Source organism: Streptomyces sp. SP18CS02 (assembly GCF_036322365.1).
In the GTDB taxonomy this organism is placed as follows: Bacteria; Actinomycetota; Actinomycetes; order Streptomycetales; family Streptomycetaceae; genus Streptomyces.
In genome coordinates, this window is sequence record NZ_JAQYXC010000294.1 from 44,495 (window position 1) to 65,927 (window position 21,433).

Annotated in this window: 23 protein-coding genes; 15 read left to right on the top strand and 8 right to left on the bottom strand. The window is 73.8% G+C overall.

Going from position 1 to position 21,433, the window contains the following annotated elements; all coding sequences use genetic code 11:
* Positions 1 to 32 precede the first annotated feature (32 nt).
* Positions 33 to 320 (top strand): DUF1416 domain-containing protein, encoded by a 288-nt coding sequence (locus PUR26_RS24490; RefSeq protein WP_329875049.1) that lies wholly within the window; start codon positions 33 to 35, stop codon positions 318 to 320.
* A 151-nt stretch (positions 321 to 471) separates the two neighbouring features.
* Complete coding sequence (locus PUR26_RS24495; protein WP_329875051.1) at positions 472 to 732, top strand: DUF3099 domain-containing protein; 261 nt, start codon at positions 472 to 474, stop codon at positions 730 to 732.
* A 54-nt stretch (positions 733 to 786) separates the two neighbouring features.
* Here PUR26_RS24495 and PUR26_RS24500 read toward each other — a convergent pair whose 3' ends face one another.
* Entirely contained in the window at positions 787 to 1,149 is a 363-nt protein-coding gene (locus PUR26_RS24500) for a DsrE family protein (protein ID WP_329875053.1), read from the bottom strand.
* A 338-nt stretch (positions 1,150 to 1,487) separates the two neighbouring features.
* Here PUR26_RS24500 and PUR26_RS24505 point away from each other — a divergent pair, with 338 nt between their 5' ends.
* From PUR26_RS24505 to ygfZ, 3 genes are all read left to right on the top strand, one after another.
* Positions 1,488 to 2,060: an FABP family protein gene (locus PUR26_RS24505; protein WP_329875055.1), complete on the top strand. Its 573-nt coding sequence runs from the start codon at positions 1,488 to 1,490 to the stop codon at positions 2,058 to 2,060.
* A gap of 100 nt (positions 2,061 to 2,160) precedes the next feature.
* Positions 2,161 to 2,607 (top strand): Fur family transcriptional regulator, encoded by a 447-nt coding sequence (locus PUR26_RS24510; protein ID WP_329875057.1) that lies wholly within the window; start codon positions 2,161 to 2,163, stop codon positions 2,605 to 2,607.
* Positions 2,608 to 2,616: 9 nt separating this feature from the next.
* Positions 2,617 to 3,582 carry a CAF17-like 4Fe-4S cluster assembly/insertion protein YgfZ gene (gene ygfZ, locus PUR26_RS24515; protein WP_329875058.1) on the top strand — a complete coding sequence of 322 codons (966 nt, stop codon included), beginning with the start codon at positions 2,617 to 2,619 and terminating at the stop codon, positions 3,580 to 3,582.
* 53 nt (positions 3,583 to 3,635) lie between these two features.
* On the opposite strand, the gene dtd is transcribed toward ygfZ, so the two are convergent.
* A complete protein-coding gene (gene dtd / locus PUR26_RS24520) occupies positions 3,636 to 4,061 on the bottom strand; it encodes a D-aminoacyl-tRNA deacylase (RefSeq protein ID WP_329875063.1) in 426 nt (141 codons plus the stop codon).
* Between the two features lie 144 nt (positions 4,062 to 4,205).
* Here dtd and PUR26_RS24525 point away from each other — a divergent pair, with 144 nt between their 5' ends.
* The 4 genes from PUR26_RS24525 to PUR26_RS24540 all read left to right on the top strand — a co-directional run bounded on the left by PUR26_RS24525 (position 4,206) and on the right by PUR26_RS24540 (position 8,076).
* Positions 4,206 to 4,808, top strand: a complete 603-nt coding sequence (locus PUR26_RS24525; protein ID WP_329875064.1) for an RsiG family protein — start codon at positions 4,206 to 4,208, stop codon at positions 4,806 to 4,808.
* A gap of 45 nt (positions 4,809 to 4,853) precedes the next feature.
* Positions 4,854 to 5,816 (top strand): asparaginase, encoded by a 963-nt coding sequence (locus PUR26_RS24530; RefSeq protein WP_329875065.1) that lies wholly within the window; start codon positions 4,854 to 4,856, stop codon positions 5,814 to 5,816.
* Between the two features lie 255 nt (positions 5,817 to 6,071).
* Positions 6,072 to 7,316: a GNAT family N-acetyltransferase gene (locus PUR26_RS24535; RefSeq protein ID WP_329875067.1), complete on the top strand. Its 1,245-nt coding sequence runs from the start codon at positions 6,072 to 6,074 to the stop codon at positions 7,314 to 7,316.
* Positions 7,317 to 7,383: 67 nt separating this feature from the next.
* Complete coding sequence (locus tag PUR26_RS24540; protein ID WP_329875073.1) at positions 7,384 to 8,076, top strand: HAD family hydrolase; 693 nt, start codon at positions 7,384 to 7,386, stop codon at positions 8,074 to 8,076.
* Between the two features lie 130 nt (positions 8,077 to 8,206).
* On the opposite strand, the gene PUR26_RS24545 is transcribed toward PUR26_RS24540, so the two are convergent.
* The gene (locus PUR26_RS24545; RefSeq protein WP_329875074.1) at positions 8,207 to 9,178 is read right to left on the bottom strand and encodes a zinc-binding dehydrogenase; all 972 of its coding nucleotides are present in this window, start codon (positions 9,176 to 9,178) and stop codon (positions 8,207 to 8,209) included.
* 109 nt (positions 9,179 to 9,287) lie between these two features.
* On the opposite strand from PUR26_RS24545, the gene PUR26_RS24550 reads away from it, so the two are divergent.
* Both PUR26_RS24550 and PUR26_RS24555 read left to right on the top strand, forming a co-directional pair.
* The gene (locus PUR26_RS24550) at positions 9,288 to 9,899 is read left to right on the top strand and encodes a TetR/AcrR family transcriptional regulator (RefSeq protein ID WP_329875076.1); all 612 of its coding nucleotides are present in this window, start codon (positions 9,288 to 9,290) and stop codon (positions 9,897 to 9,899) included.
* Between the two features lie 58 nt (positions 9,900 to 9,957).
* Positions 9,958 to 12,180 (top strand): HelD family protein, encoded by a 2,223-nt coding sequence (locus PUR26_RS24555; RefSeq protein ID WP_329875077.1) that lies wholly within the window; start codon positions 9,958 to 9,960, stop codon positions 12,178 to 12,180.
* On the opposite strand, the gene PUR26_RS24560 is transcribed toward PUR26_RS24555, so the two are convergent.
* Positions 12,158 to 13,054 (bottom strand): LysR family transcriptional regulator, encoded by an 897-nt coding sequence (locus PUR26_RS24560; protein ID WP_329875079.1) that lies wholly within the window; start codon positions 13,052 to 13,054, stop codon positions 12,158 to 12,160. The two genes, PUR26_RS24555 and PUR26_RS24560, sit on opposite strands and share 23 nt — an antisense overlap.
* A gap of 226 nt (positions 13,055 to 13,280) precedes the next feature.
* Here PUR26_RS24560 and PUR26_RS24565 point away from each other — a divergent pair, with 226 nt between their 5' ends.
* Positions 13,281 to 14,261, top strand: coding sequence for a DMT family transporter (locus tag PUR26_RS24565; RefSeq protein ID WP_329875851.1), 981 nt, complete (start codon positions 13,281 to 13,283; stop codon positions 14,259 to 14,261).
* A 186-nt stretch (positions 14,262 to 14,447) separates the two neighbouring features.
* On the opposite strand, the gene PUR26_RS24570 is transcribed toward PUR26_RS24565, so the two are convergent.
* Positions 14,448 to 15,419: a GNAT family N-acetyltransferase gene (locus tag PUR26_RS24570; protein WP_329875081.1), complete on the bottom strand. Its 972-nt coding sequence runs from the start codon at positions 15,417 to 15,419 to the stop codon at positions 14,448 to 14,450.
* Between the two features lie 149 nt (positions 15,420 to 15,568).
* Between PUR26_RS24570 and PUR26_RS24575 the strand changes: the two genes are divergently transcribed.
* The 3 genes from PUR26_RS24575 to PUR26_RS24585 all read left to right on the top strand — a co-directional run bounded on the left by PUR26_RS24575 (position 15,569) and on the right by PUR26_RS24585 (position 17,192).
* Complete coding sequence (locus tag PUR26_RS24575) at positions 15,569 to 15,988, top strand: helix-turn-helix domain-containing protein (RefSeq protein WP_329875083.1); 420 nt, start codon at positions 15,569 to 15,571, stop codon at positions 15,986 to 15,988.
* A gap of 27 nt (positions 15,989 to 16,015) precedes the next feature.
* Positions 16,016 to 16,639, top strand: a complete 624-nt coding sequence (locus PUR26_RS24580; RefSeq protein ID WP_329875085.1) for a hypothetical protein — start codon at positions 16,016 to 16,018, stop codon at positions 16,637 to 16,639.
* A 205-nt stretch (positions 16,640 to 16,844) separates the two neighbouring features.
* Positions 16,845 to 17,192, top strand: a complete 348-nt coding sequence (locus PUR26_RS24585) for a DUF2516 family protein (RefSeq protein WP_329875087.1) — start codon at positions 16,845 to 16,847, stop codon at positions 17,190 to 17,192.
* A gap of 150 nt (positions 17,193 to 17,342) precedes the next feature.
* Here PUR26_RS24585 and PUR26_RS24590 read toward each other — a convergent pair whose 3' ends face one another.
* The 3 genes from PUR26_RS24590 to PUR26_RS24600 all read right to left on the bottom strand — a co-directional run bounded on the left by PUR26_RS24590 (position 17,343) and on the right by PUR26_RS24600 (position 21,218).
* Positions 17,343 to 18,647, bottom strand: a complete 1,305-nt coding sequence (locus tag PUR26_RS24590) for a PP2C family protein-serine/threonine phosphatase (RefSeq protein WP_329875089.1) — start codon at positions 18,645 to 18,647, stop codon at positions 17,343 to 17,345.
* Between the two features lie 415 nt (positions 18,648 to 19,062).
* Positions 19,063 to 20,130: a C40 family peptidase gene (locus PUR26_RS24595; RefSeq protein ID WP_329875091.1), complete on the bottom strand. Its 1,068-nt coding sequence runs from the start codon at positions 20,128 to 20,130 to the stop codon at positions 19,063 to 19,065.
* Between the two features lie 296 nt (positions 20,131 to 20,426).
* Positions 20,427 to 21,218, bottom strand: coding sequence for a class I SAM-dependent methyltransferase (locus tag PUR26_RS24600; RefSeq protein ID WP_329875093.1), 792 nt, complete (start codon positions 21,216 to 21,218; stop codon positions 20,427 to 20,429).
* Positions 21,219 to 21,433 lie beyond the last annotated feature (215 nt).

The window sequence follows — 21,433 nt, forward strand, 5'->3', positions numbered from 1 at the left end:
CCCGGACTCCGAACCACTTAAGGAACAGACATATGTGTGGAGCAAAGGCCGGCGGCCCCGACGCCTCGACGATCAAGCCCGGTGAGACCACCATCCAGGGTCAGGTGACCAAGGACGGCCAGCCCGTCACCGGTTACGTGCGCCTGCTGGACTCGACCGGCGAGTTCACCGCCGAGGTTCCGACCTCTGCGACGGGTCAGTTCCGCTTCTACGCGGCCGAGGGCACCTGGACCGTCCGGGCGCTCGTCCCGGGCGCCACGGCGGACCGTACGGTCGTCGCCGAGACCGGTGGCCTCGCCGAGGTCGCGATCGCCGTCTAGCTCGTGACGCGCCCCCCGTGCCGTCCGGCGCCGGGGGCGCCTCTCGGGCTTCGGGCCGTCACGGCCCGCGTACCGGCCGAAGGGCCGCACCTCCTGGGGGTTGGACGCTTACCGGGAACGAGGTGCGGCCCTTCGGTCGTACGCTGGAGGTATGTACGCGCGGCGCCGGCACGTCTACTTCGGGATGATGGCGGCCTGCCTGGTGCTCTTCGTGGGCGCCTGGGCCGTCGTACGGCTGTGGTCGATGCCGGCCGCCATCGGGATGTGCCTGGTCGCCATGGTCATCCCGCCCGTGGCGGCGATGATCGCCAACCGGCGCGGCCCCGAGGACCGCTGGTGGGACGACCCGTCGGGCGACCCCACGTCCGACGAGTGGTGGGACGAGCTCGACGGCAGGGGGAAGCGGCAGTAGACGGGCGCCGACCCGGCCCGGCCCGTCGGCGCGCCCGCCGTCGGCAGCGGCCCGTCAGTAGACGAGCGCCTGCGTGTCGTCCGCCATGATCTCGCTGACGAAGACCTGCGCGCCCGCGATCCGTACGCCGTCCAGCACGTCCTTCTCCGTGATCTCCCGGCGGGCCGCGCACTGGGTGCACAACGTGATCCGCCCGGCCGCCAGGACCGACTCGATCAGGTCCGGCAGCGGCGCCGCGTGCGGCAGCTCGAACTCGGCCGCCCGCCCGGGCAGCGCGAACCAGGAGGACTCGCCGGTCAGCCAGAGCGACACCTCCACCCCACTGGCCACGGCGACCGCGGCCACCGTGAATGCCTGGGAACAGCGCTCGGGGGCGTCGGCCCCGGCGGTCACCTTGATCACGAGCTTCTTCGCCATACGCCGAACTGTAGTGCGCGGCCCGGTGTCCGCGGCGGTGCGGGGCGCCGCCGCGGACGGGAAACCGCCCGTACGCCGGGCGCCCGCCCTGCCGGGTCGCCCGGCCAGGCGTACCTCACAGAGAGTCCGGGACCCCCACCCATTAGGCTGGGCCCCGGCCCTACTGCTCACTTCCCTCATCGAGGAGCACCCCGTGCTTGAGGCTTTCTTCTCCGCCCTGCTGGTCCTGGTCTGTGTCGGTGTCATCGCCTTCGCCGGCCTGACCGTGAAGAAGCTGTACCAGGGCCAGCGCTGAAACCCACTCGCTCGTACCCCACTACAGATCGCCTGAGCTGCTCATGATCGAGATCCCGTCCGACCTGAACCCGGACCTCGTCCCCCTCGCGTTCCTCCTGGGTACGTGGGAGGGCGCGGGCGTGTCCGACTTCCCCGGCGCCGAGAAGTGCAACTTCGGCCAGTCCGTCACCTTCAGCCACGACGGCCGTGACTTCCTGGAGTACGTCTCGCACTCCTGGGTCCTGGACGCCGAGGGCAACAAGGTGCGGCCGCTGGAGAGCGAGAGCGGCTACTGGCGCATCGACAAGGACCGCAAGGTCGAGATCGTGATGGTGCGCGACCAGGGCGTCGTGGAGATCTGGTACGGCGAGCTCGCCGACCAGAAGCCGCAGATCGACCTGGTCACGGACGCGGTCGCGCGGACCGCCACGGCGGGCCCGTACACCGGCGGCAAGCGTCTGTACGGCTATGTGAAGAGCGACCTGATGTGGGTCGGCGAGAAGGCGACCCCGGAGGTCCCGCTGCGCCCCTACATGTCCGCGCACCTGAAGAAGGTCGTGACGCCCGAGCAGGTCGAGGCGTGGGCGAAGGACCTGGGTGACCTGCCGGACGACGGCATCACCTTCTTCAAGTAGGCCCCGCACCGCCCGGAGCGGGCCCGTCCCGGCGGGCCGCTCCGGGACCGCTTCCGCCACCGGCCCCCGGCCGGGGGCCGGTGCTCCTACACTGGACGGCGTGGTGAGCACCGACTGGAAGAGCGATCTGCGGCAGCGCGGCTACCGGCTGACTCCCCAGCGCCAGCTTGTACTGGAAGCGGTGGACGTGCTGGAGCACGCGACACCCGACGACATCCTCGGCCATGTGCGCAAGACGGCCTCGGGGGTGAACATCTCCACGGTCTACCGGACGCTGGAGCTGTTGGAGGAGCTCGGCCTGGTCAGCCACGCCCACCTCGGGCACGGCGCCCCGACCTATCACCTCGCCGACCGGCACCACCATCTGCATCTGGTGTGCCGTGACTGCACCAACGTCATCGAGGCGGACGTGGAGGTGGCCGCGGACTTCACCGGAAGCCTCCGCGAGACCTTCGGCTTCGACACGGATCTCAAGCACTTCGCGATCTTCGGCCGCTGCAAGGACTGCGCGGCGCAGGCGTCGGCCGCCCCGCCCGCCGAGTCGTAGTCTTTCCATATGAAGAGCCCTCTCCTGTCCCTGCCCGGTGCGGTCCCCGCCGAGGGCCGCGACGAAGGCGTCGCCGCGCACTACGGCGACCTCTTCCGCGAGCAGCGCGCCCTGGCCGCCGGCAGGGGTCTCGTCGACCTCTCCCACCGCGGCGTCATCACCATCTCCGGCGACGACCGGCTGAGCTGGCTGCACCTGCTGCTCACCCAGCACGTCAGTGACCTGCCGGCCGGCCAGGCCACCGAGGCGCTGATCCTCTCCGCGAACGGGCACATCGAGCACGCCCTCTACCTCGTCGACGACGGCGGGACGGTCTGGGCGCACGTGGAACCCGGCACGCGGGAGGCGCTGCTCGGCTACCTGGAGTCGATGAAGTTCTTCTACCGGGTCGAGGTGGCCGACCGCACCGACGACTTCGCGGTGGTGCACCTGCCGGCCGGGTCGATCGCCGAGGTGCCGCAGGGCACGGTCGTACGGGAGGCCCCGCACGGCCGGGACCTGTTCCTGCCCCGGGAGGACCTGGAGGCGTTCGCCGCGGCCAACGGTCCGGTCGCCGGGATCCTGGCGTACGAGGCGCTGCGCGTGGAGGCGCACCGCCCCCGCCTCGGCTTCGAGACCGACCACCGCTCCATTCCGCACGAGCTGGGCTGGATCGGCAGCGCGGTACACCTCCAGAAGGGCTGCTACCGGGGCCAGGAGACCGTCGCCCGGGTGCAGAACCTGGGGAAGCCGCCGCGCCGGCTGGTCTTCCTGCACCTGGACGGCAGCGAGGTGCACCTGCCCGGGCACGGCACGCCGGTCCGGCTCGCCGCCGACGGGGCCGAGGGGCGCCAGCTGGGCTTCGTGACCACGTCCGTACGCCACCACGAGCTGGGCCCCATCGCGCTCGCCCTGGTGAAGCGCAATGTGGCCGTCGACGCCCCGCTGCTGGCGGGCGACACGGCGGCCGCCCAGGAAACGGTCGTCGAGCCGTAACGGCCGGCAGCCGGTGGGGGACCGGCCGGCCCGTACGGGACCGGTCGGGCCGGTCAGACCTCGACGATGACGGTGAACGGGCCGTGGTTGGTGAGCGAGACCCGCATGTCCGCTCCGAACCGGCCCGTCTCCACCGTCGCGCCCAGCTCCCGCAGCCGCGCCACCACCTCGTCGACGAGCGGCTCGGCGACCCCGCCGGGCGCCGCCGCGTTCCATGTGGGGCGCCGTCCCTTACGGGCGTCCCCGTAGAGAGTGAACTGCGAAATCACCAGCAAGGGCGCATTCACATCCGAGCAGGACTTCTCGCCCTCCAGGATCCGCACCGACCAGAGCTTGCGGGCCAGCTGCGCCGCCTTCTCCGGGGTGTCCTCGTGGGTGACTCCCACCAGCACACACAGTCCTTCGCCGACGATCTCGCCGACGGTCTCTCCCGCGACGGCGACTGTCGCGCCGTCGACCCTCTGCACCACTGCACGCATACAGACCAACCTAGCCGGGGCCGAACGGGTGTAGAGCGCCTGCACGGCCCCGGGCAGGAGTGGCACCATGCGTGTCAGGCGGTGCTTCCCCCGGGTCCTTCGGGCCCGGGGAGACCCGAGCACCGGTCGAGGGGACGGATTCTCATGAGCACACCTGGAGCCGGGCAGACTCCCGGTAGCGCACCGATGACCTGCGCGGGCACCGGCACCCACACGGCTGTGCGGCCCCCCGTGCAGCGGGCCTCCGAGTGCGCCCTGCCGGAACCCCGGCAGCACGACCTCAGGGCCCTGCGCCTGCCGGAGCTGCGCGCGCTGCGGCGCGACTCGCACGGCGACGAGGCCGACATGAGCTATGTGCGGCGGCTGCTCCAGGGCCGGATCGACATCCTGCGGGCCGAGCTCTCCCGGCGCTGCGACGCCGAGGTCCCGGTCGTCGACCGGCTCCCGGAGATCCTCGCCGACACCCCTTCGCGGCACCGCACCTCGGCCCGCCACGTGACGCTCTCCACTCCGCGCGGCGAGGAGTACCGGCGGCTGGCGTCCGAGATGCTGTCCGACGTCGAGCTGTCGGACCTGGACGCCCGCACGGACGAGGAGCTGCACGCGGCGATGGGACGGCTGGCGCGCTACGAACAGCAGGTGTCGAGCCGCCGCCAGCAGCTCCAGCGGACCGCCGACGATTGCAGCGCGGAGATCGCCCGCAGGTACCGTGAAGGCGAAGCACAAGTAGACGACCTGCTCACCTGAAGCGATCCTTCCGAGCGGATCGCCAGTTCCGGAAGGCCGACCGCCATGTCCTCGTCCGCCAGCGCAGCAATACCCCCGGTCCTCGCCGAGGTCGTCCGTTCCGGCTTCGTCGAGGGCCATCACCGAGGGGCGCTGGTCCTGCTCGCCGCCGACGGCTCGGTCGAGCGGACGATCGGCGACCCGGCCGCGCCGGTCTTCCCGCGGTCGTCCAACAAGCCCATGCAGGCGGCGGCCGTGCTGCGCGCCGGGCTCGAACTCTCCGGTGAGCGGCTGGCCCTGACCGCCGCCAGCCACTCGGGCGAGCCCTTCCACCTCGACCTCGTACGCACCATGCTCGCCGAGCACGGGCTCTCGGAGGCGGACCTCCAGACCCCGCCCGACCTCCCCCTGGACCCGGTGGAGGCCGAGACGTACCTGGCGTCGGGCCGGGTCCGGGAACGGCTCACCATGAACTGCTCGGGCAAGCACACGGCCATGCTGGCCGCCTGCGCCCTGAACGGCTGGGACCCCACGACCTACCTGGAGGCGGAGCACCCGCTCCAGCGGCTGGTCCTCGCGGAGATCGAGACCGCGTCGGGCGAGACCGTGTCCTCGGTCGGCACGGACGGCTGCGGCGCCCCGCTGATGGCGATCAGCCTGGTGGGTCTGGCCCGGGCGTTCCGCTCCTATGTGCTGGCCGAGCCCGGCACGCCGGAGCGCCGGGTCGCGGACGCGATGCGGGCGCACCCCGAGTACGTGGCGGGCACACGGCGCCCGGACACCTGGCTGATGAGCGAGTTGCCCGGGGTGCTGTCCAAGATGGGCGCCGAGGCGGTCCAGGCGCTGGCCCTCCCGGACGGGCGCGCGCTGGCCTTCAAGATCGACGACGGGGCGGGGCGGGCCCTGGGCCCGGTGCTGGCGCGGGCGCTGGAACTGCTCGGCGTCGAGGCGCCGGTGGTGGGCCGGATCGCCGACGCCCCGCTGCTGGGCGGCGGAGAGCGGGTCGGCGAGGTGCGGGCCGCGTTCTGACCCGGGACCGCACAGCCCGGGCTGCCGGGGCCTCGGGCTGTCGGCGGAACGGCGCTGGTCCGGGGCCCGGCCGACAGCGGTCCGGCAGCGGTCCGGCGGCGGTCCTGGAGGCCGCGTCGGGCCCCGGGGCCGTCCGGGTCTGCGCGGGGGGCCGCCCGGTGACGGCCGGGATCGGTCCGGTGCCCGCCCGGGGCGGGCCGCGCGGCGCGGAAAATGCGGTGCGGGCCGCGAGACCGGGCGCCTAGCGTACGGATCATGAACTTGGACGTGCGCCCTGTCACCGAGCCTGAGTACCGCGACTGGCTGCGCGCCCTGCGCACCGGTTTCCTCAGGCCGCCGGTGGTGTCGGACGAGGAGGTCGCCCAGCGGCTTCCGCACACGGACCTCGCGCGCACGCAGGGGGCGTTCGACGAGGGGCGCTGCGTCGCCACGTTCCGTTCGTTCGCGCAGGAGCTGACGACCGTCGGCGGCGCCCCGCTGGCCGCGAGCGCGGTGTCCAACGTGACGGTCTCGCCGACGCACCGGCGCCGGGGTCTGCTCAGCCGGATGATGGACGCCGATCTCGCGGCCGCCAAGGAGCGCGGGGACGCCGTCTCGACGCTGATCGCCGCCGAGTACCCGATCTACGGGCGCTTCGGCTACGGCCCGGCCGCCTGGACCACGGAGTGGACGGTCGACGTCCGGCGGGCCGCGCTCGACCCCCGCCGGTCCGGGCCCGACGACGGCGGCCGCATCGACCTCGTGGACGCCCCGGAGATACGCGGGACCGGTCCCGGGCTGCACGAGCGGCTGAGGGCCGCGCGGCACGGCGTGGTCGGCCGGGACCAGCGCGGCTGGGACGTGCACACCGGTGTGGACCCGCTGCCCGGGCAGCCGTGGCGGGAGCCGTTCTACGCGGTGTACCGGTCGGCGGAGGGACAGCCGGAGGGGTACGTCGCGTACACCTGCGACGAGACCTGGGAGGACGGCAAGCAGCCGCTGAACACCGCGACCGTGCGCGACCTGGTCGCGGTGACACCGGCCGCCGAGCGCGCCCTGTGGCTCTTCCTCTGCTCGGTCGACTGGGTGATGCTGGTGAAGAGCGGCCACCGCGCCCCCGACGACCTGCTGCCGCTGCTGCTGCCCGATCCCCGGGCCGCGCGCGTCACCACCCACGCCGACATGCTGTGGGTGCGGGTCCTCGACGTCGTACGGACGCTGGAGGCGCGGACGTACGGCGGTGAAGGGACCCTCGTGCTGGAGCTGCACGACACCGCCGGGCTCGCCGGGGGACGGTTCCGGCTGGACGCCTCACCGGAGGGCGCGGTCTGCGCGCCGACGACCGCCTCACCCGACCTCACCATGGACATCGCGGAGCTCGGGACGCTCTGCCTCGGCGACGAGTCGGTGGTGCGGCTCGCGGAGCTCGGCCGGATCGAGGAAGGACGGCAGGGCGCCGCCGCGACGGCGGACACCCTGTTGCGCGCCTCCCGCCGGGCCTGGTGCCCGGACATCTTCTGATCCGGTCCGGACGGAATCGGTCGTACGCGGTCTGGAAGAGTGCCGTTTTGGGGTCGACACTTTGCTGATGACTTCCGATGCGACGCGTATCGCCGGGGCCGGGCACGTCGTCCTCGGCTTCGACGGACCACTGTGCCGGCTCTTCGCCGGCCGCCCGGCCGACCAGGTCGCAGGACACCTGATCACCTGGCTGGAGCACAACGACGGGCGGGTCCGGCTGCCCGACCGGGTGCTCCACGGGGGCGACCCGTACGCCGTGCTGGCCGAGGTGGGCCGGCTGCGGCCGGACAGCGGACTGGTCGCGGCGCTGGAGGAGGAGCTCACCGCCGAGGAGCTGCGGGCCACACCGACCGCCTGGCCGACGCCCTACGCGGACCCGCTGATCCGCACCTGGCACGCGACCGGTGTCACCCTGGCCCTCATCGGTGACAACTCCCCCCGGGCGGCCCGCACCTACCTGGCGCAGCGCGGGACCGAGTACTGCTTCGGCTCCCGGATCCACGGCCGGACGCGGGCGTCCGACCGGCTGAGGCCGGACCCGGACTGCCTGCACCGCGCGCTGGACTCGCTGGGCGCCGAGGCCGCGACGACGCTGATGATCGGCGACAGCGCGGCGGACGTGACGGCCGCGCGCGCGGCGGGTGTCGCGTTCATCGGCTACGGGCGGACCGAGGAGCGCGTCGAACGGCTGCGGCGGGCGGGGGCGGCGTCGGTGGTGATGTCGCTGGGGCCGGTGCTCGACGCCGTACGCGGGAGGTGACCGGCACCGGGCCCTCCGGTGCGCGAGGCCGCCGGCGGGGTCCGGTCGGCACGATCCGGACGGGTCCTCCGGCCCGGACCCGGGTGGGGCCGGGCCGGCTGCCTCCGGGGTCCGGTCCGGCCGGCCGGGGTCAGACGGTGATCACCACCTTGCCGAGCAGGCTCCGGTCCTCGATCGCGGTGTGCGCCTGCGCCGCGCGCTCCAGCGGGAACGTCCCGCCGATCACCGGCCGCAGCCGCCCCTCGGCCGCCTGCCGCAGCGCCCGTTCCGCCAGCCGGACGTGCTCGGCGCCCTTCAGCCGTACGTCCTCTATGCCCAGCAGCCGCACGCCCCGCTCCCCGGCCGCCGCCGGGTCCACCGGGGCGAACCCGCCGGTCGGAGCCCCGTGCGCGGAGAACCGTCCCCCGTCCGCGACCAGGGCGAAGGAGGCCAGCCCCACCTCGCCGCCCACCCCGTCGAGCACGACGTCCGCACCGGTGGCGCCCAGCGCCTCGCGGGCGCGCTCCACCCAGTCGGGCGCGCTCGTGTCGACCGTGGCCCGTGCGCCCAGTTCGCGTACGAGGGCGCTCTTCCGCTCGCCCCGGGCGGTGCCGACGACGAGGGCGCCCGCGGCCGTGGCCAGCTGGACGAGCAGGGTGCCCATGCCGCCCGAGGCGCCGACGACCAGCACCCGCTCTCCCGGCCGGACGCCCGTCAGGTCCAGCAGGGCGGCCGCGGTGACGCCGTCGTGGACCAGGGCGGCGGCGTCGGTGAACGACAGCCCGTCCGGCACGCGGGCCAGCGTCCGCACGTCCGCCACGGCCTGCTCGGCGTAGCCGCCGGTGTGGCCGAGCGACGCGATCACGCGGCGCCCGAGCCAGGCCCCGTCGACGCCGGGGCCGACGGCCCGCACCGTTCCGGCGATGCCGGCGCCGGGTACGTACGGCGGCTCGACGGGGAAGTATTCGGTGCCCCAGCCCGCCCGCACCTGGGTCTCCACGTAGATCGTGTCGACGGCCGCGACGTCCACGACCGCCTGGCCGGGTCCCGCCACCGGATCCGGAGCCTCGGCCGTGACCAGGACCTCCGGGCCGCCGAACGCGATCGCCTGTGCCACGCGCATCTCACACACACCCCTCGGAGCGGGTGGGATCCGGTCCGTCCGGCACCCGCGGGGAGAGTCTCGAAGGTGAAGCGTGCTTGAGGTCAAGGGCGGCCCTTACGCTGCTGGCATGAGTGGTGACATGGGCCTGCGTGCGCGCAAGAAGCAGCGGACGTACCAGGTGATCTCGGACGCGGCGATCGCCCTTTTCCTGGCGAAGGGGTTCGACCGCGTGTCGGTCGCGGAGATCGCGGAAGCGGCCGAGGTGTCCAAGCCGACCCTCTTCCGCTACTTCCCGGCCAAGGAGGACCTGGCCCTGCACCGGTTCGCCGACCACCGGGACGAGGCGGCTCGCGTGGTCGCCGGCCGGCCCGCGGGGGTCGGCCCGCTCCGGGCGCTGCACCTCCACTTCGTCGACGGACTCGTCCGCCGCGACCCGGTGACCGGGCTGAGCGACGAGGAGCCCGTCCTCGCCTTCCACCGGCTGCTGTACGGCACGCCGAGTCTGGTCGCCCGGCTGTACGCCTACCAGGGCGCGTCGGAGCGGGCGCTGGCCGAGGCGCTCGGCGGTGGGGTGCCGGCCCGGCTCGCGGCAGGTCAGGTCATCGCCGTGCAGCGGATCCTCGCCGAGGAGAACTGGCAGCGGATCGACGCGGGCGAGAGCGCCGACGAGGTCGAGGCGGACGCGGTCGCGGCGGCGGAGCTGGCCTTCCGGCAGCTGGGCGAGGGGCTGCCGCTCTGAACCCCGATCAAATCTATTGCGGTTAAAAATGTTACTCGGTTGCGTTATTCTTGGTGGAATGACGTCACTCGACCATGCCCTGGACCAGGAACGGACCTACCACGACGGCTGCCGCGCGGCCCTGAACCGGATGATCGAGGGCGCCGCCCGCCAGGTCGTCACCGGCGAGGACGTCTCTGCCTCGGGCGCCGACGCCGAAGCCCTCGGCCACCACCTGCGCAGTCGCGCCAAGGAACTGCGCGAAGAGCCCAGGGGCCCGCTCTTCTTCGGCCGGCTCGACCACGAGGACGGGCAGAGCCACCACATCGGCCGCCGCCGCATCGGCGAGGACCCGGCCGCCCCGCCCCTGGTCATCGACTGGCGGGCCCCCGTCTCGCGCGTCTTCTACCAGGCGAGCGCCCGGGACCCGCAGGGCGTGCGGGTGCGCCGGCGGTTCGGCTGGGCTCCGGCCGGCGACGGATCGTCCCGGGACCTGACGGGCCTGGAGGACGAACACCTCGGCGGCGACGGCCGGCTGCCGGACGCGGGTACGGAAGAGGGCGCGGGCACGCGCACGGCGACGGGCGGTGTGGTCGGCGCGATCCTGGCCGGTGAGATCGAGCGGCCCCGCGTGGGCCCGATGCGGGACATCGCGGCCACCATCCAGCCCGAACAGGACGACCTCGTACGGGCCGGGCTCGCCGACTCCCTCTGCGTACAGGGCGCTCCCGGCACCGGCAAGACGGCCGTCGGGCTGCACCGGGCCGCGTACCTGCTCTACACCCACCCGCAGCGCATCAGGCGCGGCGGCATGCTGATCCTGGGCCCGAACCGCGCCTTCCTCTCGTACATCTCCGAAGTCCTGCCCGCCCTGGGGGAGCTGGACATCCGTCAGTCGACGGTCGACGACGAGATCGCCCGGCACGAGGTGCGGGCCCAGGACTCACCGGAGGCGGCCGCGGTCAAGCACGACGTCCGGATGGCGGCGGTGCTGCACCGGGCGCTGTACGCCAGGGTCCGCGCCCCCCACGGCCCGCTCACCGTGCCGGACGGTTCGTACCGCCGGCGGGTGCCGCTCGCCGTACTGGAGGAGATCGTCGCCGGGGTGCGCGCGGAGGCGCCGCCCTACGCGGTCGGCCGGGAACGGCTGCGCAGCCGTGTGGTGCGGGAGCTCCAGCTCCAGGCGGAGCGCCGGGCCGGTCCGGTGGGCGCGGCGTGGGTGCGGAGGATCGAGCGGGCGAGGCCGGTGACGGCGCTGGTGGACGCGTGCTGGCCGAAGGTGACCCCGGAGGAGGTCCTGGCGGAGGTGCTGACCCTCGGCGAGGGGGGGTGCGACGACGGTTCCTCCGACGACGGTTCGTGCGGCGGTGGTTCGTGCGGCGGTGGTTCGAGCGGCGGTGGTTCGTGCGGCGGTGGTTCGTGCGGCGGCCGGGGGGCGGAGCCGTCGCCGCTCACCCCGGCCGAGTGGGCGGCCATCCGCTGGGCGAGGCCGCCGCGCTCGTACCGGTCGGCCGGCTGGAGCGCCGCCGACCTGGTGCTGCTCGACGAGCTCGCCGGGCTCATCGAACGCCCCGGCGGATACGGCCACATCGTGATCGACGAGGCGCAGGACCTGTCGCCGATGCAGTGCCGGGCCATCGCCCGCCGGGCGGACTTCGGCTCCCTGACGGTGCTGGGCGACCTGGCGCAGGGCACCACGCCGTGGGCCGCCCGCAGTTGGGAGGACCAGCTCGCCCACCTGGGCCGCAAGGACGCCCCGGTGATCCCCTTGACCACCGGCTTCCGTGTTCCGGCGGCGATCGTGGAGCTGGCGAACCGGCTGCTGGGCGGGCTCGGCGTCGACGTCCCGCCCGCCCGGTCGCTGCGCACGGACGGGGAGCTGACGGTCCGGGAGGTGGCGGACGTGGCGGCGGCGACGGTCGACGCGGTGCGGGCGGCGCTCGCGCGCGAGGGCTCGATCGGCGTGATCGCGGCCGACGCCGACGCGGGCCGGCTCGGCGCCGCTCTCGCCGGAGCGGGCATCGCGGCGGCCCCCGTCGACGATCCCGGTGCCGGACGCGTCACGGTCCTGCCCGCGACCCTCGCCAAGGGCCTGGAGTACGACCACGTCGTGGTCGCCGAACCGGCCGCCATCGTCGACGCCGAGCCGCGCGGCCTGCACCGTCTCTACGTGGTCCTCACCCGCTCGGTCTCGCGCCTCGACATCCTGCACACCCGCCCGCTGCCGCCCGAGTGCCTGCCGGTGCCGAACCGGCCCCGGAGGCGGTGCGGCGGGCCCGCTACTGCGCCGCGGCGTCCTTGAACGCCCCGATCAGCGCGCGCAGGGCGGGCTGGGCGGACGGGGCCGTCTCGCGGACCGCCGCGCAGATCGACCTGACCGGCTCCGGGCGGCGGACCCTTCGCACCACGACGTCGGAACGGCGGCCGCGCAGGCCCGTACGGGGGATCAGGCTCACGCCCAGACCCGCCGCGACGAAGCCCTGGGCCGTCGAGTAGTCCTCGCTCTCGACCACGAAGCCGGGGCTGAAGCCGGCCGCCGCGCACGCGTCGAGCACCACCTCCAGGCAGGGGCCGACGGGATCCTCGCTGCCGACCCACGGCTCGTCGGCGAGGTCCGCCAGGTCCAGCACGCGCTTGGCGGCCAGCGGATGGCCCTTGGGGAGCACCGCCCGGTACGGGTCGTCCAGCAGGTGGACCAGCCGGACCCCTTCACGCAGCCCGTCCCGGGGGCGGACCACCAGCGCCATGTCCGTGTGGCCCCGCTGCACCTCCGGCAGGGGGTCCTGCGGATCGCTCAGCTTCAACTCCACCTGCACGCCGGGGTGGTCGCGGCGGAAGCGGGCCAGGGCGGGGCCGACCAGGGCCGCGCCCGCCGTGGCGAAGTACCGGACGGTCAGCCGTCCGGTCCGGCCGGCCCGCAGGTCCGCCAGCGCGGTCTCCGCGGCGGCGACATGCCGGCCGATCACCGCCGCGTGCTCGGTCAGCAGCAGTCCCGCGGCCGTGGGGCGCACGCCCCGCCCGACCCGCTCCAGCAGCGGTACGCCGGCCTGCTTCTCCAGCGCGGCCACCTGCTGGCTGACCGCCGAAGGGGTGTATCCGAGGTTGGCCGCGGCGGCGGTCACCGAACCGCTCGTGACCACGGCCCGGAGTACGAGCATGCGTCGGGTGTCCAGCATGTAGCACAGCTTAATGGTGGATGCACAACTCTGCGCTTGTCCTGTCGGGTCGGGTGCGGGAACGTCATATGAGCGGCCACATGTCCGGGCGGGCCGGGCGGACGGGACATAGGTTCGTGCGGGTTTGTCCGGGTTCGCATGGGTGGGGCGAGCGGGACGAGCCCGATGAGCGGGACGTGCGGGACTGTGACGAAGGAGGCCGGCTGTGAGCGCAAGCGCCGTACGGATGGGAGTGCTCGCCCTGCTGTGGGGGTCGGGCTTCCTGTGGATCAAGGTGGCCCTGAACAACGGGCTGTCCCCCCTGCACATCACCGTCGTGCGTGCCGCGCTGGGCGCCTTGGTGCTGCTCCTGCTCGCCCGGTCGGCACGGCAGCGCCTGCCCCGCCGGGCGTCCACCTGGGGGCACCTGGTCGTCGCCGCGTTCTTCTGCAACGCCCTGCCCTTCCTGCTCTTCGGGATCGGTGAGCAGACCGTCGACTCGGGCGTCGCGGGCGTGCTGAACGCCACGACCCCGCTGTGGTCGCTGCTGATCGGCCTCGCCATCGGTACGGAACGGGGCCTGCGCCCGGTCCGGCTCGGCGGCCTGCTGCTCGGGTTCGCGGGCACGCTGCTGATCTTCGCGCCGTGGCACAGGTCGGGGCTGCTGAGCTGGGGCGCCCTGGCGCTGCTGGCCGCCGCCGCCAGCTACGCCGTGGCCTTCGCCTACATGGGCCGCAAGCTCACCGGCAGGGGCACCGAGCCGATGGCCCTCTCGGCGGCCCAGTTGCTGGCCGCGACCGGTCTGGCGGGGCTCGCGCTGCCGGCCGCGTCCGCGCCGGTGGCCGCGGACATCACGGTGACCGGCCTGCTGGCGGTCGCCGTCCTCGGGGTCTTCGGCACGGGGCTCACCTTCTACCTCAACTACCGGCTCATCGCCGACGAGGGCGCGACCGCCGCCTCGACCGTCGGCTATCTGCTGCCGGTGGTCTCCGTGGCGCTCGGGGCGCTCGTCCTCGACGAGGCGATCGGTGTCCGGGTGGTGGCGGGGATGGTGGTGGTGCTCGTGGGGGTCGCGCTGACCCGCCGCGCACCGGCCGGGCGGGCCGAGGGGCCGGCCGGCCGTGACGCGGACGATCCCGAGGTCCCGAGGCCGGACGGCGCCGCGGCCCCCGCCGGTCCCGGGACCGGATCGGGACGGCCTCCCGGCGAGCGCGGCCGGCGGCGCTGAGCGCGTGCGCGCGGCCGACGGCGCTGAGCGTGCGCAGGGGGGCGGTGCTCCACGCGTGGCTCTGGCGGAGGGCGGGATGCGCGGGGGCGGGATGTACGGGGGCGGGATGTACGGGGGCGGGATGTACGGGGGCGGGCGGTTCTGACGGCACCGGGCCTTCCTGGCGGGCCGAGCGCGGCGGTGGTCTCAGCGCCAGTCGTCGATCACATACGCGTCGGGGTGGCTGTACCCGGGTTCGTTGGGCCTGTGCATGGTCACGCCCTGCAGCCAGGTGCGGAAACCGCGGTCGACCAGGCGCCGGTAGGCATCCGGGCGGCCCAGGTTCATGCCGGCGTCCAGTTGCCCCAGTCCGCGCTCGGCGGCCAGCCGCTCGCACGCGTCGAGCAGCCGCTCGAACCGGCCGGCGGCCCCCGGACCAGGGCGCACGGCGCCGAATTTGACGAAGCACACGTCCTCGCCGGCCTCCGACCCGGCTCCGCAGTGACAGACGGCCAGGCCGTCGAGATCGGAGCCGGCGCCATGGAGCAGGACGGTGTCACCGAGTCCCTGCGCGTGCGCGGCCACGATCTCGCGTTCCAGGCTCAGGCCCTCGTACACCGCGCCGGTCAGCGCTCCGCAGAGACTCAGCGCATCGGGCCGCTCGGCGGCGGGCAGGTCGCCGTAGAGCGCCCGGCCGGGGACTGGGGCACCGTCCGCGACGCGCTTCCTCATGACGGCGGTGAGGAATCGGGGCCAGAAACCGTACCGGCGGTAGAGCTCAAGATGCTTGGGACTGTGCGAGAAGGTGAACAGGCCGACGTGCCGGTTCCCCCAGGCGTCGAAGCAGTCCATGACCGGCTCCATCAGACGCCTGCCGATGCCCTGGTCCCACAGATCCGGACGCACGGTCAGCGGTCCGAAGAACCCGACGCTGCCCCAGTCGGTGGCGAAGTTCGATCCCACCACCTCGCCGCCGGCCGTCGCCGCGAACGCCGCCCGTGGACCGGCCGCCCAGCGGGTGCGGACGTAGTCGAGGGTCCCGAACGGATCAGGTGTCCCCAGGAAGGTCCCGAAGGCGGTCCTGAAGATCTCGTCGGCCCGGTCCAGGTCCGCCTCATCCAGCGGGCGGACCGATACCGGGGCCGTGTCACTCCTGTGCTCCGCTGCAGGTGAGACCATCGCTCTCTCCCTCCGACACCCTTTTCCATCGCACCACGCGAGTGCGCCGCAGTCGAGGCGAACGGTCCGGTGACCCACCCTCCGACCCGTGTGACACACCTGCAAGCAGGTCGCTTGCAAAAGTTAGCAAGGCGGTGCACCATCGAGTCATGGCATCGCTCAACGTCGGCAATCTCGGTGAGTACCTGCGCGAACAGCGGCGCAGCGCGCAGCTGTCGCTGCGGCAGCTCGCCGACGCCGCCGGGGTGTCCAATCCGTATCTGAGCCAGATCGAGCGCGGCCTGCGCAAACCGAGTGCGGAGGTGTTGCAGCAGGTCGCCAAGGCGCTGCGGATCTCGGCCGAGACGCTGTACGTACGGGCCGGGATCCTGGACGAGCGGGAGCGCGAGGAGCTGGAGACGCGTGCCGTCATCCTCGCCGATCCGTCGATCAACGAGCGGCAGAAGCAGGTGCTGCTCCAGATCTACGACTCCTTCCGCAAGGAGAACGGATTCGACACGGACGCCCGCAACGCCGCAGCTGCCGACGCCGATGCCGATGCCGGAAAACCCTCACCCGAAGAACTCTGACTCTGCGATCCGGGAGGACCCACGGTCATGGCCATCATCGAAGAACTGCGTACCCCCCTCTACTTCGCCGCCGGTACGGCGGACCTCGCCGTGCAGCAGGCCCGGAAGGTGCCCGGTCTGATCGAGCAGATCGCCGCCGAGGCCCCGGCCCGTTTCGACGCCGTCCGCAACACCGACCCCAAGGCCGTGCAGGAGAAGGTGACCACCCAGGCCAAGGAGGCCCAGGCCACCGTCCAGGCGAAGTTCAGCGAGGTGCTCGGCAGCTTCGACACCGACCTGAAGAAGCTCGGCGAGACGGCCCAGGACCTGGCGCTGCGGGGCGTGGGCGTGGCCGCAGAGTACGCGGTCCGGGCCCGCGAGACGTACGAGAAGGTCGCCGAGCACGGTGAGCAGGCCGTGCGCACCTGGCGCGGCGAGGCCGCCGAGGAGCTCACCGAGATCGCCGTCGCCGTCGAGCCCGACCCGGCGCCGAAGAGCGAGCCCCGTGCGGCCGAGGAGCCCAGGGCCGACGAGCCGAAGGGGGCGGCGTCGTCCGCGCAGTCCTCCCCGTCCTCCCAGGACAAGAAGCAGGCGGGCGCCCGGAAGGCCCCGGCCGCCCGCAAGCCCGGCGCCGAGAGGACCGCGCCGACCGCCTCCTCGCCCGAGAAGTAACCCCGGCGGTGGACCGGCGCCTCGCCGGGGCGCCGGCCCGCACGGGAGCGGAGCCGTCGCAGGGCGGGCGCGGGAACCGCCATCGGCCCGGGCAGGGCACATTCGGGGTGACCGGGGCGTTGTACGGGTACCTTGGCCGCGGAGCGCTGCAAGCCGCTCCGAGCAGCTTCGACCAGCTTCGACCACTCACAAGGCGGTGCCCACCATGTTGCTGGCAGGATTCGGCACGTTTCTCTTCCTGCTCAACCTCGCCATGCTCCTGCTCGCCGTGGTCGCCATCTTCATCGCGGCGACGGCGCGCGAGGACGCCTATCGCGCGGCCGACAAGAAGACCAAGCCGTTCTGGCTGATCATCCTGGGCGTCACCGTCGCGGTGAACCTGCTCGTCCCGATGCTGTTCCTGCAGCTCGCCGGGCTGGTCGCGTCGATCGTCTTCATGGTCGACGTGCGCCCCGCCCTCCAGCAGGTCTCGGGTGGCGGCCGGGGCCGCCGCGGCGGCGGCGGTGGCTCCAGCAGCGACGGGCCGTACGGCCCCTACAACGGCGGGCGCTGAACGGACAGGATCCGTCGCATCCGCCCCGCGGTCCCCCGGGCCCGTCGGAACCCCGGTACGGGGCCCGGCGGGCCTGTGCCGTGTGAGGGGCACGCGTTCCCGGGGAGCCCCGGGTCCCGGGGTGTCCGCGGGGCCCGGCCAGGGAGTGTCCTACAGCGGCGTCGGCGGTCGGCGCCGGGCACCGCGGCCGCGCGTCTGGCGGGGTACGCCCTCGCCGTCGCCCGCGCGGTCGAGCAGCAGGACCGCCACATCGTCGGTCAGCTCCCCGCCGTTGAGGTCGCGGACCTCGGCCACGGCGGCCTCCAGCAGCTCCTCGCCGCCCAGGCCCTGCCCCAGCTGGCGGTTGATCATGTCGAGCATGCCGTCCTGGCCGAGTCTCGGCGACCCCGGGCCCGCCGAGCGGCCCTCGATCAGGCCGTCGGTGTACATCATCAGGCTCCACGACCCGCCCAGCTCGACCTGCCGGCGCGGCCACCGGGCGCGCGGCAGCAGCCCCAGCGCCGGGCCCCCGTCCTCGTACGGGAGGAGCTGCGCCGCCCGCCCGTACCGGGCGATCAGCGGCGACGGGTGACCCGCCAGGCACAGCCCGGCCCGCCGTCCGTCCGGTGCGATGTCCACCGTGCACAGGGTCGCGAAGATCTCCTCGCTCTCCCGCTCGTGCTCCAGGACCTGCTGGAGCGTGGAGAGCAGTTCGTCGCCGCACAGCCCGGCGAAGGTCAGCGCCCGCCACGCGATGCGCAGCTCCACGCCGAGGGCCGCCTCGTCGGGGCCGTGCCCGCAGACGTCGCCGATCATCGCGTGGACCGTGCCGTCCGGCGTGCGGACCGTGTCGTAGAAGTCGCCGCCCAGCAGCGCCCGGGAGCGGCCCGGGCGGTAGCGGGAGGCGAAGCGCAGGTCCGAGCCCTGGAGCAGGGGGGTGGGCAGCAGGCCCCGCTCCAGGCGGGCGTTCTCCTGCGCGCGCAGCCGGGACTCGGCCAGCTTCACCTGGACGGAGTCGGCGCGCTTGCGTTCCACGGCGTACCGGATGGCCCGGCTCAGCAGTGGCCCGTCCAGCTCCTCGCGGTACAGGTGGTCCTGCGCGCCGGTGCGCACCGCCTCGGCCGCCAGCTCGGCGTCGCCCGACGGGGTGAGCGCCAGGACGGCGTGGCGCGGCGCGATGCGCAGCACCTGCCGCAGGGGCTCCAGCGCGTCGTCGCCCGAGCGGGCGGGCGGCAGGGCCAGGTCGACGAGGACGCAGTGGACGTCGTCGGTGAGCAGCCGTTCGGCCTCGGTGAGGTTGCGGGCCGTCCGTATGCGGACCCGGGTGCCGGAGGCGTCGTGCAGCTCCGGTCCGGTGAAGGTGCCCGCCGGGTCGTCCTCGATCACCAGGAGCGTGAGGTCGCCGCCGCCGGCGTTCTCCGCGACAGCGGGGCGTGCGACAGGGGTCGCCCTCTGGCGCGGTACGGGTACGGGCATCGGTTCCGGTTTCCTTCCCTCCCCCCGAGGGCGCGGTGGAGCGTCGGTCGACACACCACCAGACCGGGACCATAGCGGGCTCCGGCGCTCGAACGGAATGGTGATCTGCGAATCGCCGTTGGCATATGCCATGCCCAGAGGGGCAGTTGGGCCGCGGGCCATGACGAACATCACGCGGTGCAGGGGCATTCGAGTGAGCCGCGTCATGCCGGAGCCGCCACCGGGGCCGCGGACCTGCCGCACTCCGGCCGCACTCCGGCCGCGGACCCGCCGGGGGGCCGGGGCGGGGGGCCGGGGTGCGGAGGGGGCGCCGCGGGGGTGCCGGCGGGGCGCCGCGGGGGTGCCGGCCTTGTGCCGCAAGGGAACCGCGGGGCCGGGAGCGGGGCAGAGGCGAGCGGCTCGGCGACGCCCGGGGCTACTTGTCCGGGCGTACGACTCCGAGGATCACCATCGAGCCCGCGCCCGCCATCGTGACGTTCCGGCCCGGCCGGGGGGCGTGGATGATCGCGCCGTCGCCGATGTACATCCCCACATGACTGGCGTCGGCGTGGTAGATGATCAGGTCGCCGGGGCGCATGTCCTTGATCTCGATGCGGGGCAGCAGCCGCCACTGCTCCTGCGAGGTGCGCGGGATGCCCCGGCCGGCCGCCGACCACGCCTGTGACGTCAGCCCCGAGCAGTCGTACGAATCCGGGCCCTCCGCGCCCCACACGTACGGCTTGCCGAGCTGGGCGGAGGCGAACTCGATCGCCTTGCGGCCCTGGGGGCTCGCGCTGCGGTTGATCTCCTTGAGCGCGCCGGAGCTCAGCCAGGCCGTCTGCGCGTCGTACTGCTCCTGCTGCTCCAGCTTCAGCAGCCGCTCGCGCTCCTCCGCCTCCAGCTGGGACTCCAGCTTCTCGGCGGCGGTGATCTTGGCGTTGATGTCCTTCTTCGCGTCGGCCTGCTTGACGCGGTTGGCCTCCAGCAAGGTCCACTGCTTGCTGGCGTCCTCGGTGTACGTCTCCAAGTCGGTCTGCGTACGGGTCAGTTCGCCGAGGAGGTCCGTGGTGGCCTTCTGGCCCTGCCGGAGGCGCCCCGCGCCGTCCAGGAAGAGCTGCGGGTCGTCGGTGAGCACCAGCTTGGCCTCGTCGGGTATCCCGCCGTTGCGGTACTGGGCGCGGGCGGCCGCGCCGGCCCGCTTCTTCAGGTCCTCGATCCGGGCCTGGCCGTCGACGATGGCCTGGGCCAGTCGCACGATCTCGGCGGACTGCTTCGTGGCCCGCTCCTCGGCGAGGTTGTACGCGTCGGTGGCGGAGGCGGCCTGGCGGTAGAGGGTCTCTATCTCCTTGCGGACCTCCTCCAGGCTCTTCCTGGGGGCGGCCGGGGCGCCGGGGGCGCTCGGAGGGGGCGTGGGCGCCGCGTAGGCGGCCTGTACCGGTGACGCCAGCACCGTCAGGGCGCAGACCACGGTGATCGCGGCGTGGACACGGCGGCCTCGGTTCACAAGCTTCCCCCCTCCGGGCGTACGCCCGCTCACATCTGATTTACCGTCAGTAACATCGAGTGGCCCTCGCGATGGTGCCATGCCCCCGGCCAAAACGACAGAGGCCGACACCACTTGGCGGTGCCCGCCCCTCCGTCAGGACGCGTGATCGCGGTGACCCGTTCCTTTCGCCGGTGCCGAGGTGCCGACGGCCGACCGCCGGCGCCGATCGGTCCCTGTGGCTCGGTGGGGCGCGCCGTCCGCGGGGCCGGTCCGTACGGCGCGGGTCAGCGGAGCGTGGCTCGGCGGGGCGTGGCTCAGCGGGGCGCGAGCGCCGCCCACTCCACCGTCACCTCGCCCTGGCGCCACCGCCGCGGGCCGTCCACCAGGGGCCAGTCGGCGGTCAGGTCCCGCGCCGTCCTGATCCAGCGCTGCCGGGCGCCCAGCGAGGCGTACGGGGCGGCCGCCGCCCAGGCACGGTCGAAGTCCCGCAGGAAAGCGTGCACCGGTTCGCCCGGCACATTGCGGTGGATGAGCGCCTTGGGCAGCCGCTCGGCCAGGTCGGAGGGCCGCTCCAGCGAACCGAGCCGGGTCGCGAACGTCACCGTCCGCGGCCCCTCCGGCCCCAGCGCCACCCATACATGGCGCCGCCCGATCTCGTCGCAGGTCCCCTCCACCAGCAGCCCGCCGGGCGCCAGCCGCGCACAGAGCCGCGCCCACACCGCGACGACCTCGGCCTCGTCGTACTGGCGCAGCACGTTCGCCGCCCGGATCAGGGCCGGGGAGCCGGCGACCGGCACCTCGAAGCCGCCGTGCACGAAGGTGAGGCCCGCACGCTCGTACGGCTTCGCCGCGGCGACCCGGGCCGGTTCGATCTCGACCCCGACGACCTGGGCGCGGGGGTCCGCCGTACGCAGGCGCTGGAGCAGTTCGACGGCGGTCCAGGGGGCGGCGCCGTACCCGAGGTCCACCGCGACCGGCGGCTCGTCCCCGCGCCGCAGCGCGGGTCCGTGGACGGCGGCGATCCAGCGGTCCATGCGGCGCAGCCGGTTGGGGTTGGTGGTCCCGCGGGTCGGGGTGCCGACGGGGCGGGTGGTGCGCGGGGCCATGGGGACGACCCTAAGGGGTACCCGGCGCCCGCGGCCCGCCCGGCCGCGGGACCGCGTCACCGCCGCGCGGGGCGGCACCGGACCGTCCGACGGGACGGGCGACGAACCCGATGCGCCGTGCAATGAATCGGCAAAGCGGAAATGAAAGGAAGCGTTCCGGTGTTGTGGCCCGACGGAGGACTTCCCCCGTCCTCCGTTCGTCATGCCCCAGAGCG

Bases quoted from the DNA above. Each gene is read 5' to 3' on its own strand.
- PUR26_RS24490 (WP_329875049.1), top strand. From the start codon at position 33: ATGTGTGGAGCAAAGGCCGGCGGCCCCGACGCCTCGACGATCAAGCCC.
- PUR26_RS24495 (WP_329875051.1), top strand. From the start codon at position 472: ATGTACGCGCGGCGCCGGCACGTCTACTTCGGGATGATGGCGGCCTGC.
- PUR26_RS24500 (WP_329875053.1), bottom strand. From the start codon at position 1,149: ATGGCGAAGAAGCTCGTGATCAAGGTGACCGCCGGGGCCGACGCCCCC.
- PUR26_RS24505 (WP_329875055.1), top strand. From the start codon at position 1,488: ATGATCGAGATCCCGTCCGACCTGAACCCGGACCTCGTCCCCCTCGCG.
- ygfZ (WP_329875058.1), top strand. From the start codon at position 2,617: ATGAAGAGCCCTCTCCTGTCCCTGCCCGGTGCGGTCCCCGCCGAGGGC.
- dtd (WP_329875063.1), bottom strand. From the start codon at position 4,061: ATGCGTGCAGTGGTGCAGAGGGTCGACGGCGCGACAGTCGCCGTCGCG.
- PUR26_RS24525 (WP_329875064.1), top strand. From the start codon at position 4,206: ATGAGCACACCTGGAGCCGGGCAGACTCCCGGTAGCGCACCGATGACC.
- PUR26_RS24530 (WP_329875065.1), top strand. From the start codon at position 4,854: ATGTCCTCGTCCGCCAGCGCAGCAATACCCCCGGTCCTCGCCGAGGTC.
- PUR26_RS24535 (WP_329875067.1), top strand. From the start codon at position 6,072: ATGAACTTGGACGTGCGCCCTGTCACCGAGCCTGAGTACCGCGACTGG.
- PUR26_RS24540 (WP_329875073.1), top strand. From the start codon at position 7,384: ATGACTTCCGATGCGACGCGTATCGCCGGGGCCGGGCACGTCGTCCTC.
- PUR26_RS24545 (WP_329875074.1), bottom strand. From the start codon at position 9,178: ATGCGCGTGGCACAGGCGATCGCGTTCGGCGGCCCGGAGGTCCTGGTC.
- PUR26_RS24550 (WP_329875076.1), top strand. From the start codon at position 9,288: ATGAGTGGTGACATGGGCCTGCGTGCGCGCAAGAAGCAGCGGACGTAC.
- PUR26_RS24555 (WP_329875077.1), top strand. From the start codon at position 9,958: ATGACGTCACTCGACCATGCCCTGGACCAGGAACGGACCTACCACGAC.
- PUR26_RS24560 (WP_329875079.1), bottom strand. From the start codon at position 13,054: ATGCTGGACACCCGACGCATGCTCGTACTCCGGGCCGTGGTCACGAGC.
- PUR26_RS24565 (WP_329875851.1), top strand. From the start codon at position 13,281: ATGGGAGTGCTCGCCCTGCTGTGGGGGTCGGGCTTCCTGTGGATCAAG.
- PUR26_RS24570 (WP_329875081.1), bottom strand. From the start codon at position 15,419: ATGGTCTCACCTGCAGCGGAGCACAGGAGTGACACGGCCCCGGTATCG.
- PUR26_RS24575 (WP_329875083.1), top strand. From the start codon at position 15,569: ATGGCATCGCTCAACGTCGGCAATCTCGGTGAGTACCTGCGCGAACAG.
- PUR26_RS24580 (WP_329875085.1), top strand. From the start codon at position 16,016: ATGGCCATCATCGAAGAACTGCGTACCCCCCTCTACTTCGCCGCCGGT.
- PUR26_RS24585 (WP_329875087.1), top strand. From the start codon at position 16,845: ATGTTGCTGGCAGGATTCGGCACGTTTCTCTTCCTGCTCAACCTCGCC.
- PUR26_RS24590 (WP_329875089.1), bottom strand. From the start codon at position 18,647: ATGCCCGTACCCGTACCGCGCCAGAGGGCGACCCCTGTCGCACGCCCC.
- PUR26_RS24600 (WP_329875093.1), bottom strand. From the start codon at position 21,218: ATGGCCCCGCGCACCACCCGCCCCGTCGGCACCCCGACCCGCGGGACC.